Here is a 12267-nt window from a genome sequence, read left to right as displayed (position 1 = left end):
ACAGCGAATAATCCGGACCGATATGACTACTGTATATTCTTTATATGCCGATATAGACGCTGGAGTGAAAAAACTCCGCAGGTGGCGTTTGACTGCTGACGGCGTTGGAAGGGAAGCGATGAGTATCCTGGAGCCTTGCGAGGAATGCGGTGTCCCCCACGTTATCACCAGGGAATATATCTGGATGGACAATGGGGATATCGTCCAGAAGAGGGACCAGAGGGACCGCATCATCTTCACCGAATGCGAGAACCTGGATCCGCTCTTCAAGGGCATAGAGAACATCGTCGGCTCTCCCATCGAACACGTCGTCCTGGACTGCATCCGCAGGACTTATCGCTCTTACTGCAAGCTCTTCCTCCCCAGCGATGTGAACAAGATGGTTAGGGACGGCCAGCTCGATGCCAGGTCCCTCGACGACGGCTTCATGGAACTCGCGATCCCCATGGGGGTCGGCAGGTTCGACTTCGTCGATATGCGCCTGAAATGGGATGAGCGGGACTACTATACCGTCAGCATCAGTGAGCCCAATTCCCTGCTCATGTGCGCCGCCTGCCACTGCGGGGCCATGGAGGCGATCCTCGGTTACGACCAGTGGGTTGAGTATATGGAGGTGGGACCGGACGTCTATAAGCTGACCTCATACCCCTCGACACATCCCGAGGAACTGAAGGGCAGGATGAGGTGGGAACGCTACTCCCACAGCAAGGGAGATATCGAGCTGAAGAGGTGTTCGACCTGCGGAGGCCCGACAGAGCTCTCAGAGAACAAGTGGCACCTGAAGCGGGGCGTCGTGGTAAACGGCAGGACGAAACGGCGGATGGCGGTAATGGGCCCCAACCAGATCGACCCCATCTTCCGCGAGCTGGAGCTGGAACTCGGGGAGGATATCCCCAGGATAGTGGTGGAAGCGCAACGCCGTTTCACCATGAACGGCTTCTATGCCATGGACGATTACGCCGACGTGGAGGAATTTCGCGCCGGCTTGGCCCTCAGAGGCCTGGGAAACCTGAAGGAACTCGAGATCAAGAGGACCGGCGTGCGCATGCGCATGGAAAACGCCGTGCTGCAGCTCATGATCGTCGGGATGATCCAGGGCATCTTCGACGCCGCATTGCATACCGATTCGACCGTCGACTGGGAATCCTCGCCGGACGGCACCCTGGAACTGGAAGTCAAACCGGCGATGTTCAAGGTCTCCATCTCCTGATATATCGCGACAGCATCTTCTCCACCTCTTCCACCACGATGCCGGGCACCACTTCGGTGAGGTTGATTACTGGGGCCATCCTCGAGCGTCCCTCCGGTTTGAGAAGTGCCTGCATGACCTCCAGGTCGCACGAGACAAGCAGCGTGCCGTGATGCAACAAACGGCCGCGGCTGCGCGCCTGCGCCGAGCCGGATATCTTTTTTCCCTCGACGTAGATGTTGTTGGGCGGCACCCATCTCCAGGGTACTTCCAGAGAATCGAGCAGTGAGGTCACCGGGTAGGAAAGGGTTTTCAGGCTCTCGCGTATCCCCTGCGGGTGAAGTCCTTCCAGGTCCAGGTAGAAAGAGTAGTTGAGGTTGCCCAGGTCGTGGTAGACGGCGCCCCCGCCGCTGGCCCGCTTGAGCACAGGTATCCCCAGCTGCATCGCCTTTCCGAGATAGACCTCTTCCTCGGGCTTCAGGAACCTCCCCAGCACCACACAGCTCTCGTTGCGCCAAACCCTCGCCCGGTTGCCCCCGGCTTCCCTCCAGTAGAGAGCATCGCGCTCCAGGTTAAGCGCCAGGTCGAAGGTCGTTTCCTCCCGTATCAGCTCGAGTCCCAATATTCCGCTCCTAGAAGTGGCATTCCTCGCCGGGGGGGCAGGGCTCGGTCTCCAGCTCCAGGGTAGTGTGGACCACCTTGTGCTCTGCGAGCAGCATCTGCTTGATGCCTCGCAGGAGTTCGCCATATTCACTCAGATTCTCGTCATCGACCACGATGTGTGCGGTAAGCGAGTATAGATGCGACCCTATCTCCCAGATGTGCAGGTCATGCACTTCGACCACCCCCGGCCGCGAGCTTATGTCGGTGATGATACGGGCATAATCGACTCCCCTGGGCACCGATTCCATGAGGATATGAAAAGCCTCCCGCATTATCTGAAAAGCGCTGATGATGATGAACACCCCGATGAGCATGGTAATCAGCGGATCGATATACAACCAGTCCGTAAGCAGGATGATCACACCGGAGATCACCACCCCAAGGGAAACCGCGGCATCGGTGAAGAGGTGGAGGAAGGCGCTCTTCATGTTGAGGTCCTCCCTCCCCCTCCACAGCAGCAGGGCCAGGCCGCCGTTTACCAGGACGCCCAGGCCGGCCACGATGATGACCAAGGCGCCCTCGACCTCAACCGGGTCGATAAACCTCTGTATCGCCTCGTAAAAAAGGTAGAAACAGATGAACACGATGAGCAGGGAATTGATAAAGGCTGCCAGTATGCCCATGCGGTGATAGCCGAAGGTCTTCTCCTCCGTCTTGGGCCTGGACATCATGCGTACAGCGATCAGGGAAAGCACCAGGGCGAAGGAATCGGAGAAGTTATGTCCCGCGTCGGCCAGCAGCGCCAGGCTGCCCGCGACGATCCCGAAGACGACCTCGAAGACGAGAAAAGCGGTGTTGGCCACGATGGCCGCTACGAGCCGTTTCGCGGGGTGAAAATCCTCGCTATGCTGGTGCGTCAATACTCTTTCCTTACCGACACTATCTCCACCGGCAGTCCCCACATGAACCAACTGTATGGCCTGAGGCTACATCCGTTGAGTTCAAGGCCCGCTTCCCCTGCGACCATAAGCATATGGTCTGTTATGGTTTCGCCTATACCCAACCCCTCTTGGCCAGTTGGTTGACCATGGGTGTGACCAGACCGGTCTTATATAGATATGGAAGGACCTTGAGCAATAGCGGCAGGTTGGTCAGCCCGATCACCGGACTGAGGTTCCCGAAGGGCAACCCGCGTCCCCTGGCGACGGTGGTGAGGTTGTGGAAATAGTGGGCGGTCGGCTTCGGGACGCCCTGCTTCTGGACCATCTCTATCGCGCTTTCCGGACAGGTGGCCACGCAGAGCCCGCATCCAATACAGCGGGCCAGGTCGACCTCGTTCGCCTCCTTGTTCTCTACAAGGGCGTCCATCTGGCAGCGTTCCAGGCAGGCGCCGCACGTGGTGCAGAGATCTGGATCGATGCGGGCGTAGAAGGGGGACCGCACGTGGTCGGCCGGCCTCTTCTCCATCTTCAGCATGTGCAGGACAGCGCAGCAGCAGGAGCAGCAGCAGCAGATATTGACGATGTCCCGGGCATTGGAGGACTGCAGGACCAGCCCCGCCTCCTCCGCCTCGTCGAGGATAGACAGGGCTTCCGCTGTGTCTATCTTCCTGGCGATGCCGTTGTCCAGCACCGTCTGCGCTCCTACACCGAAGGTGAGGCAGACCTCTTGCGGCCGTTCACACTCCTGCCCCAGCAATCCCTTCTCCCGGCGGCAGATGCACGGCATCACCCCTATATCATCGTACTTGCTCACCAGCTCCCGCACGCGGTCATAACCTGCCACGTTATGCGCCACATCTATGGCGGAGTTCACCGGCACCACCCGGAACTGTTCCATCACGGTATCGCGAAAAACGGGCGTGTGTTCCTCCGCCTCGAGTATCTCGTCCATCATCTCGGCCATCTCCTCGTCGATGCTCCTTACGTGAAACTCGTAGATGCCCACGGCGAAGTGGAGCGCGAGGTAGAAACGTTCCTTGCCGCCGCGCACCCGCAGGATAAGGCCTTTCCTGGCCATGGACTCCAGAATCTCGGCCGCCTCTTCCTCGCCCATGCCGACGCGTCTGGCGATGACCCGCGCAGGTTCTGGAAAGAGCCGCAGACGCATGGCCATCTCCGCCTCCTCGGGCGAGAAGAGCTTCCGCAGGAGCTTGAGCTCCGCCCCGCTCTCGGTACGCGGCAGCCCGCTGGGAAGGCGGTCCATGAAATCCCGCAGCCTGATGTATACGTCATCACCGGTTATCACTTCCGCCATGATGTCCCCCCTAGGACTCGCAACCATCCGCTATCTATCATTAGATACCAATAGACCACCGAACACAAAGCCTTCCGCCGCCTGGCGATCAGGTTGCTGGCTTCTTCTCACGGTTGCCCGGCCCGGTCCCGGTCGCCCCCACCGGAGAAGACGGTGAAGACCGGTGCCAGTACTACCGCTGCTGCTGGTGGCGTTCCCGGTATCGGGCCTATTTGACGACCCCCAGTATCAATACCTCGCTGGAGGAAAGCCCTGTCTTTTCCCTCGATAACTCCGTCCCTACGGCGCGATGGGTGGACAGGAGCGCGCGGCAAGGCACCAGTCCCTCCACAACACTCGTATCTACCATCACGCCGCGATGGTTGAAGTTCAGAAACACCGCTACCTTGTCATCTTCGCTTTCCCGCAGGTAGGCGTAGACGCCTTTTGGTGCGCCCGTGATGGCACGGTAGCTCCCAGCCTGCAGGGCGGGCCTCTCCCGGCGCAGGCGGATGAGGCTGCGGTACCAGTTGAGAAGGGAACCCGGATCGCTATCCTGCCGCTCGACGTTCTTCTCTGCATAGGAAGGGTCGACGGGAAGCCAGGGCTCGCTGGAAGTGAATCCCGCGTTCCTCTCCCCGCTCCACTGCATGGGGGTGCGCGAACCGTCCCTGCCCACCGGGAGTGGCCAGAACTTCTTGCCGAGGGGGTCGTCCATAGCCCTGCGGGGCACCTTGCTCGCGGGCATCCCGATCTCCTCCCCGTAGTAGACGATGGGGGTGCCCCTCAGGGTGAGCAGCATGGCCGCGGCCACCTTGGCCCTGGCCTCGGCATCTCCGCCCTTGCCGAGACGTGAATAAGTGCGCGGCAGGTCGTGGTTGTTCAAGTAGTAGCAGGGCCATCCCTCCGCGGGGATATGCTCCTCAAGCCAGCCCACCGACCCACGGAAAGCTTCCGCCTTCCACCTGCGCTGCGCGAAATCGAGATAGAAGGAGAGGTGAAGGGCGTCGCCGCCGTCTCCGAGGTAGGCCACCGCGTCCGCGGGGTCGTCCGTGAACACCTCGCCCATCATCATGCGCTCGGGGTAGGCATCGGTGACGCGGCGCATCTCCCTCGCCGTCTCCAGGCTCTCGGGACGCGAGCGGTCGTAAAGGTGCCGCTGCCAGTCGTAAGGCCGCAGGCCGAACTTGCGGGGGTTGTCCCGCAGCAGCTCGTCCTCGTAGAGGAAGTTGATGAGGTCGAGGCGGAAACCGTCCACTCCCCTGTCCAGCCAGAACCGCAGCACGTCCAGCATGGCCTCCTTCACCTCGGGGTTACGCCAGTTGAGGTCGGGCTGAAAGGGCAGGAAGGCGTGGTAGAAGAACTGGCGGGTGGCGTCGTCGTATTCCCAGGCACTGCCCTCAACCACCGCCCGCCAGCGGTTGGGGGGCCTGCCTGGCGCCCTGCCGTCGCGCCACACGTACCAGTCGCGCCTGGGGTCGTCTCGCGAGGAGCGCGATGCCGTGAACCAGGGGTGCTGGTCGGAGGTGTGGTTGAGCACCATGTCCATGATCACCCTGATGCCCCGGCGGTGGCACTCCCCGAGCAGCGAGTCGAGATCGTCCATGCTCCCGAAGACGGGGTTTATGGAGTAGTAATCGCTGATGTCGTATCCGAAATCCCGCCTGGGAGAGGCGTTGACGGGGGTGAGCCAGATGGCGTCCACGCCGAGAGCGCTGATATAGTCGAGTCTTTCGATGATGCCGGGCAGGTCTCCGGTGCCGTCGCCGTCGGAATCGGCGAAGCTGGCTACCGAGACCTGGTATATCACGCCCCCCTTCCACCAGGGAAGCTCAGAGATCCCCATGGACGTCTCCAGTGCTCTCACGGGCGGCGGCATGTGTTTGATCCCGCCGCGATGGGAAAATGATACCATAACGGGAACGCGGCTCTGGGAGGCGTTAACCGAGACGGGGACGTGGCCGATATCTTTAAGACCAGTCGGGTAATGCATCTAGCGAATGCGGGGTGATGGTTGATGAAGCGATTCGAGGGCATCTACGCGGTGATGCTGACCGCCTACGACGATTACGGCAACGTCGATCGGGAAGCGATGCGGGACATGACCGATCATCTGGTCGACGGCGGCGTGCACGGCCTGGTGGTGTTGGGGAGTAACGGAGAAAACCCCTATCTCACCCATCATCACCAGAAGGACGCCATAGACACCGTGGTCAACGAGTGCGCGCAGAGGGTGCCGGTCATCGTCGGGGTCAACAAGCGGGGTACAGAGCCGGCCATCGATATGGCGCAGTATGCCGAGGACGCCGGCGCCGACGGCCTGCTCCTGGCCCTGCACCGCTTCTACAACCTGGACGAGGACGCCGTGTACGGTTTCTACGAGGACGTATGCGGCAGTGTGGGCCTGCCCGTGCTCTTCTACAACTTCCCCTCCAACACCGGCCTGTCCCTGCCGCCCGAGAGCATCGCCCGCATCGCCGACATCGACAACCTGGTCGGTGCCAAGGAGACCATCTTCGACGTGGACGAGGTCCGCGGTCTGGTGGAGGCGACCGGCGAGGACTTCTGCGTCTTCACCGGCATGACCTTCAACCTCGTGGACACCATGGCCGTGGGCGCGTGCGGCGCCATCTGCCCCGTGCCCAACATCATCCCCGAGAAGACGGTGGAGCTATACGAAGCCTGCAGGAGCGGCGACGCGGCGAGGGCCGACGCGCTGCAGAAAGAGGTCTACGCGGTGGCGCCCCTCATCGCCTCGACCCCCACGCCACACGCCATGCAGAAAGAGGCCATGCGGCTGCTGGGGCACCCTGTAAAGCCGCACGTCAAGGGGCCCCTGCCCCGGCTCACATCCGAACAGGCCAAACTGGTGCGCGAGACCCTGGAGAACGCCGGCCTGATCTGAGGCCGATATGACCCATGTCGGCGCTTTACGATACGACTGTGGGTAAGATATCCGTATGAGTTGCGGATACAAGTGAGGTGATCATGGCCAAGACCTGGGGACTTTCTTTCGGTGAAGCGGAACGCATGGAGCTGGAGCGCATCGTGATGGACGGGGACCCCGACGGCGCCCTGGCCTTCCTGCGGGAGGTCATCTACGCGCAGGTGAAGGAGAGCGAGAAGCCGGGGAGCTGTTTCCACGACACCGCCAAGCCGGTGGAGCAGCTCGACAGGCCCGTGGACAAACACAAGAAGATGGGCGATTTCCGCTGATGGGGATGGTGATGAGGATGGGGTCAGCCCCTGACATTTGACATTTCAGCAAATAAAAGCCTGTTGGGTATCTAAACCAACGAGAAATGTCACAGGTCAGGGGCTGACCCCATCCTTACGAGGGCTGATCTCATATATATGGAGGGGCCATGCTGTCTGGGCGCCTGAACTCGACCGCCGTGACCTCGTTCACGCTCATCCTTGCCGCCCTTTTCGTCTGCATCCCCCTTACCCTGGGTGGCTGCGGCAATACCGCCGTGAAGGACAGCGTGGAGGAAGCGGCTGAGAAGCGGCAAGACCGCAGCCTCGAGTTCCTCGCCGGGAGGGACGCCCCGGTATATACGTACGAGGTCATCCGCTCCTACGACCACGACATCGGGAACTTCACGGAGGGACTGGTCCTGGACGGTGGCGTCCTCTTCGAGGGGACGGGCCTCAACGGGCGATCAAAGCTCATCAAGACCGACTTCCAGACCTGGGAGGTCCTGGGAACGGTCGCCCTCGCTCCCGAGTATTTCGGCGAGGGCGTAACCGTCATGAGTGACGAGGTCTTCCAACTCACCTACACCACCAACCTGGGCTTTGTCTACGACCGTGAGAGTTTGCGGCAGACCCGCACCTTCTCCTACCCGACCCAGGGCTGGGGGCTGACCCACGACGGCACCTCGCTGATCATGAGCGACGGCAGCGACACGCTCCACTTCATGGACCCAGCCAGCGGGACCGAGACCGGGCGTGTCAGCGTGTACGACAACCTGGGACCCGTGGTCAACCTCAACGAGCTGGAATATATCGAAGGGGTGGTCTATGCCAACGTCTGGAAGACCGACCTCATCGTCATCATCGACCCCACGTCCGGCGAGGTCACGGGCTGGATAGACCTGGCGGGATTGAGACCGGACACCGCGGACCCGACGGGCGAGAACGTCCTCAACGGCATCGCCTTCGACGCAAGGACCGGCCATCTCCTGGTGACCGGCAAATCCTGGCCCCACATCTACGAGATCGGGATCAGCCCCTGACATGTGACATGCAGGGTAGGCCCGAAGCTCTGGCTGCCGCTACGCAATACAAAGCCACATATCAGGGGCTGACCCCGTTTTTACCCGGGCTGGAAACGCAACAGAGGAGGACCGTTACCCTGCGGCCCGGGCCGCAATGGTATTGACCAGCCAGGCGACGTTCTCCGCGAACCTCCGCACCACCAGGATACCCTCCTCGTCGTCCCAGACCTCTCCCGCATCGCGGCCGAAGACCATGTTCCAGTAGTAGGAACCGGGAACGATCATGTCGTTGATGAGATAGAACATCAGCAGTTCCTGGATGGTAGCGGTATGACCTCCCCGCCGGGCCACGGCAATGGGCCCTCCCACCTTGCGGGAGAGGAAGTTATCGGTCGATTTGGAGACCATGCCGATCCTCTGTAGGGCGGACATGAGGTCTCCCCTGGCGGTGCCGAAGTAGACCGGCGTGCCCACGACAAAACCGTCGGCCTCCTTGACCCTGGCGAGGATGCTGTTGAGGCCGTCGTCCTGCACGCACTCTCCCAGTTCGGCACACTTGCCGCAGGCCAGGCAGGAGCGTATTTCCATGCCCGCCAGGGAGACGACCTCGGTCTCCGTCCCGTTCTCCGCGATGACCCTGGCGCACTCCTCGACCAGTTGCGCGGTGTTCCCCTTTTTGCGCGGGCTGGCAGAGACCAGCAATACCTTTCCCATTGTCCGCCTCCATTTCCATCAACGCCTCAAGCCTGTCCTTGAACCATTATTCCCCCGGTTGGAATGGATGGAACCCGGCATCATCCGTGGTTGCCGTCTCTCCCCGGGACCATCTGGCGGAGGCGCAGCGGTACGGTTCGAAGGAGCATTTCAAGGAGGTCAGCGGGCCGCGATATTTCTTTTGCTTAATTGCCCGCTTTTCATTACAATGTTAGCGATGCCCGCACGGGGGGCATTCTCTCTGCGCTAAGTACTGGTTATGCAGGGAGGGGCTGAGAAAGGAGCTGAGAGGTCGCAAGATGAACATCTACGTAGGCAACCTGAGTTACGGATCGACGGAGGAGACCATACGTGGGCTCTTCGAGGGCTATGGAACGGTCGATTCGGTAAGCATCATCATGGACCGCAACACCGGGCGTTCCCGCGGTTTCGGCTTTGTGGAGATGCCGAACGACGAGGAGGCGAAGGCCGCCATCGCGGAGTTGGATAACAAAGAGTTCGAGGGGCGCCAGCTGCGGGTGAACGAGGCTCGCCCGAAGCCCGAGCGCAAGTCGAGCTACGAGAGCTGGTAGACCAACGGGTTTAGAATAATATCCTCTGTGGGGCGCGTACTCCGCGCCCCCCATATTCTATTGCTTCCCACTAAGCGGCGGTGATTCCGCCATGCCCTTCTTCCGCCTGGCAGCCCGTCTTCCAGTCCGCTCCCGTTGGAGCGGTATTGCTCTACCGCTCGTCCCTTCCCACCATGACGTGGCCGCCCTGCACGCCGCCACCGGTATCGAAATACATGGGGCGCTCCACTACGATGGGCCTGCTGGATATCACGCGCGTGGAAAGCTGGTACCCGTTGCCCGCGTGGTCGTTGACGAAGACGGTCAGGCGCGTTCCCGCGGGCAGGTCCAGCAGGCGCGGCTCCAGGGGCCCCTCTTCCTCGGTGTAATAGACCACCATGACCTGCGCGGCGTCGATGCCCGGGTTGTGCAGGCACAACCAGGTATGGTAGCCCCCGCCCGTGTACCCCTCCGCCAGGAACCACTCCACCGCGGTGCGGCCTGCCCCGATGACACAGTCGCCGCCGGGCCATTCCGCCCCGTAACCGGTGTAGAGAAAGTACATGGGGCGTTCGGCGAGGAAGTATGCGGTAGAGGCGAGCACCACGCTCACGTCCCTCTCCTTCCCCACCTCGTCAGGGACATAGACCGTGCTCCTCCGGCCCGCCGGCACCGTGTAGGACTTGTTCACCGCCGCGCCCTGGCCGGGGCCCATCTGGTAGGAGGCATTCACGACGATGCTGACGGGGTTGGGGTTCTGCAGCGTCAGCCACTCCTCGAACCCGGAACGGGTAGTGCCCTCGGCGAAGAAGTAGAGCTGCGACAGCTCGGTCGCGCCCATCGCGCAATGGCCACCCTGCCAGTGATGGTCCTGGGTGCCGCGGTAGTCGAAGTACATGGGGCGCTCCGCGACCACGGGCGCGGACGCCTCCAGCTCGAGGGAGTTCTGCAGGTCGGTTCCGAGGATGTCGTTGACAAGGAAGCTCGCACGGGAGCGGGGGGATACGGAGAAGCCCGTCCTCACCTGCTCCCCGCTCTCCTGGGTCTGGAAGCGGAAGGTGAGTTCGGACCTCGTCTCAGAGGGGTTGAGCACGCATATCCACTCGTGAAAACCGCTCCCGGTATAGCCTTCGGCGAAGTACCAGGTGGTGGAGGGGGACGGGGCCCCCATGGCGTCGTGTCCTCCCCTCCAGTCGCCGCCATAGGTAAAGTACATGGGACGCTCGGCGGCCAGGGCCAGGTCCGACTCCAGTTCCACCGCCACCTCCCTGTCCTCACTCACATCGGTGTTGACGAAGACGGTCAGGCGTGACTCGGCGGGGATCGCTACCTTTCTGGAAAGGCTGGTCGCGTCGGTGAAGAGGTAGGTGATGGACGCCCTCGCCTCCCGGGGGTGTGGGTTCCCCAGGCAGAGGTATTCCTGGAAGCCCCCGCCGGTATAGCCCTCCGCGAAATAGAGGTGGCTGGAGACCTGCGCTTCCCAGGCCTGGCACCCCTCCTCGCACTGCGTGCCCACCAAGAGGTCCGAGCCCGACAGGAGCATGGACAGCACCGCGACGTTACCGGCATCCCCGAAGCCGCCCTGGCCCTCCCGGTCCCATCCCGCGCCGTCATAGCGCCAGACCTCGCAGCCGGTGTCCTCGTTATAGGTGCCGGCGTAGAGGTCCAGCCCCCCGGCGACCAGGCACTCCGCCGCCAGGTTCGAGGTATCTCCGAAACCGCCATCGCCGGTTCTGGTCCAGTTGGCGCCGTCGAAGAACCACACCTGGCAGCCGCTGCCGCCCGACGAATCGTAGGTGCCGACATACAGGCCGTAGTCGTAGACGGCCATGGAGGCCGCCCTGCGGTTGTTGCTGTCCCCGAAGCCGGGGCCGATGGGCGTACCCGCGCCGCCCTGCCCCACCTGCTGGGTCCAGTCCTCGCCGTCATAGGACCACACCTGGCATCCGGAAGAATAGTCGTTGTTCAGGGTGCCCACGTAGAGGTCCTGGAAATAGACGGCCATGGAGGTGGCGCCGAGGTTGTCCGCGTCCCCGAATCCCCCTTCCGCCACGCGCTTCCAGGCAGTGCCGTCATACGACCACACCTGGCAACCGCCGGCATTGTAAGTGCCGGCGTAGAGGAGACCTTCCATCACCGCCATGCTGGTGACGTCGTTGTTGCCGCTGTCGCCGAAGCCGGGGCCGGTGGGGGTGCCGGCGCCGCCCCCTCCCACCTCCTGGGTCCAGCCCTCGCCGTCATACGACCACACCTGGCAGCCCTGACCCGGATTGCGCACTCCCGCGTAGAGCCTGGATCCGTAGACGGCCAGGGAAGAGACGTTGACGTTGCCGGCGTTCCCGAAGCCGGGGCCGGTGGGGGTCCCGGCGCCGCCCCCTCCAACCTCCTGGGTCCAGGAGATGCCGCTCGTTGACCACACCTGGCAGCCCCTGGCGTTATAGGTACCCGCGTAGATGCGCCCTTCGTATTCCGCCATGGCTCCAGCGGCGGTGTTGGCGGCCCCGCCGAATCCGCCCACGGCGGTGCGCGTCCATCCGAAGGCGGCAGCGGTCTCGGCATGCAGAAACGTGGGGCAGGCCAGGGCCACGAGCGCGATTATCACCCTGAGGCGAGCGGCGTATCCGCCTCGCTTCCTGGACATGCGTGTCCCTTCCGGTCTCTCCGATGGATACCCGTCACAGGGATTATTCCAGGCCCCCTCCGTCGATACCTTCGCCCGTCTTTCTCCCGGCTGATCGCAAACAATCCATCCACC

The 12267-nt window shown here is 62.3% G+C and carries 11 protein-coding genes; 5 read left to right on the top strand and 6 right to left on the bottom strand.

All coding sequences use genetic code 11. From position 1 onward, the window contains the following. Positions 1-118: 118 nt before the first annotated feature. A complete protein-coding gene (locus AB1384_11505) occupies positions 119-1210 on the top strand; it encodes a hypothetical protein (GenBank protein MEW6554899.1) in 1092 nt (363 codons plus the stop codon). On the opposite strand, the gene AB1384_11500 is transcribed toward AB1384_11505, so the two are convergent. The 4 genes from AB1384_11500 to AB1384_11485 form a co-directional block, all read right to left on the bottom strand. Beyond that, on the bottom strand, positions 1191-1811 hold the full coding sequence (locus AB1384_11500; GenBank protein MEW6554898.1) for a lipoate--protein ligase family protein: 621 nt from the start codon (positions 1809-1811) through the stop codon (positions 1191-1193). The two genes, AB1384_11505 and AB1384_11500, sit on opposite strands and share 20 nt — an antisense overlap. A 10-nt stretch (positions 1812-1821) precedes the next feature. Beyond that, positions 1822-2712, bottom strand: a complete 891-nt coding sequence (locus AB1384_11495) for a cation diffusion facilitator family transporter (GenBank protein ID MEW6554897.1) — start codon at positions 2710-2712, stop codon at positions 1822-1824. A gap of 133 nt (positions 2713-2845) precedes the next feature. Next, a complete protein-coding gene (locus AB1384_11490; GenBank protein ID MEW6554896.1) occupies positions 2846-4048 on the bottom strand; it encodes a 4Fe-4S binding protein in 1203 nt (400 codons plus the stop codon). Between the two features lie 208 nt (positions 4049-4256). Then, positions 4257-5873: an alpha-amylase family glycosyl hydrolase gene (locus AB1384_11485; GenBank protein ID MEW6554895.1), complete on the bottom strand. Its 1617-nt coding sequence runs from the start codon at positions 5871-5873 to the stop codon at positions 4257-4259. A 171-nt stretch (positions 5874-6044) separates the two neighbouring features. Here AB1384_11485 and AB1384_11480 point away from each other — a divergent pair, with 171 nt between their 5' ends. The 3 genes from AB1384_11480 to AB1384_11470 all read left to right on the top strand — a co-directional run bounded on the left by AB1384_11480 (position 6045) and on the right by AB1384_11470 (position 8265). Next, positions 6045-6932 carry a dihydrodipicolinate synthase family protein gene (locus AB1384_11480; GenBank protein ID MEW6554894.1) on the top strand — a complete coding sequence of 296 codons (888 nt, stop codon included), beginning with the start codon at positions 6045-6047 and terminating at the stop codon, positions 6930-6932. A gap of 83 nt (positions 6933-7015) precedes the next feature. Beyond that, positions 7016-7243: a hypothetical protein gene (locus AB1384_11475; GenBank protein ID MEW6554893.1), complete on the top strand. Its 228-nt coding sequence runs from the start codon at positions 7016-7018 to the stop codon at positions 7241-7243. A 149-nt stretch (positions 7244-7392) separates the two neighbouring features. Continuing rightward, the gene (locus AB1384_11470; protein ID MEW6554892.1) at positions 7393-8265 is read left to right on the top strand and encodes a glutaminyl-peptide cyclotransferase; all 873 of its coding nucleotides are present in this window, start codon (positions 7393-7395) and stop codon (positions 8263-8265) included. Positions 8266-8379: 114 nt separating this feature from the next. On the opposite strand, the gene AB1384_11465 is transcribed toward AB1384_11470, so the two are convergent. Then, positions 8380-8961, bottom strand: coding sequence for a flavodoxin family protein (locus tag AB1384_11465; protein ID MEW6554891.1), 582 nt, complete (start codon positions 8959-8961; stop codon positions 8380-8382). A 299-nt stretch (positions 8962-9260) separates the two neighbouring features. On the opposite strand from AB1384_11465, the gene AB1384_11460 reads away from it, so the two are divergent. After that, the gene (locus AB1384_11460) at positions 9261-9533 is read left to right on the top strand and encodes an RNA-binding protein (GenBank protein MEW6554890.1); all 273 of its coding nucleotides are present in this window, start codon (positions 9261-9263) and stop codon (positions 9531-9533) included. Positions 9534-9684: 151 nt separating this feature from the next. On the opposite strand, the gene AB1384_11455 is transcribed toward AB1384_11460, so the two are convergent. Beyond that, on the bottom strand, positions 9685-12153 hold the full coding sequence (locus tag AB1384_11455) for a hypothetical protein (GenBank protein ID MEW6554889.1): 2469 nt from the start codon (positions 12151-12153) through the stop codon (positions 9685-9687). Positions 12154-12267 lie beyond the last annotated feature (114 nt).

The organism is Actinomycetota bacterium (assembly GCA_040757835.1).
Taxonomy (GTDB): Bacteria; Actinomycetota; Geothermincolia; order Geothermincolales; family RBG-13-55-18; genus SURF-21.
The sequence above is the reverse complement of the archived record's forward strand: the minus strand, read 5'-3'. Positions and strand labels throughout refer to the sequence as shown.

Bases quoted from the DNA above. Each gene is read 5' to 3' on its own strand.
- AB1384_11485 (MEW6554895.1), bottom strand. From the start codon at position 5,873: ATGGGGATCTCTGAGCTTCCCTGGTGGAAGGGGGGCGTGATATACCAG.
- AB1384_11465 (MEW6554891.1), bottom strand. From the start codon at position 8,961: ATGGGAAAGGTATTGCTGGTCTCTGCCAGCCCGCGCAAAAAGGGGAAC.
- AB1384_11455 (MEW6554889.1), bottom strand. From the start codon at position 12,153: ATGTCCAGGAAGCGAGGCGGATACGCCGCTCGCCTCAGGGTGATAATC.
- AB1384_11475 (MEW6554893.1), top strand. From the start codon at position 7,016: ATGGCCAAGACCTGGGGACTTTCTTTCGGTGAAGCGGAACGCATGGAG.
- AB1384_11490 (MEW6554896.1), bottom strand. From the start codon at position 4,048: ATGGCGGAAGTGATAACCGGTGATGACGTATACATCAGGCTGCGGGAT.
- AB1384_11505 (MEW6554899.1), top strand. From the start codon at position 119: ATGAGTATCCTGGAGCCTTGCGAGGAATGCGGTGTCCCCCACGTTATC.
- AB1384_11460 (MEW6554890.1), top strand. From the start codon at position 9,261: ATGAACATCTACGTAGGCAACCTGAGTTACGGATCGACGGAGGAGACC.
- AB1384_11480 (MEW6554894.1), top strand. From the start codon at position 6,045: ATGAAGCGATTCGAGGGCATCTACGCGGTGATGCTGACCGCCTACGAC.
- AB1384_11470 (MEW6554892.1), top strand. From the start codon at position 7,393: ATGCTGTCTGGGCGCCTGAACTCGACCGCCGTGACCTCGTTCACGCTC.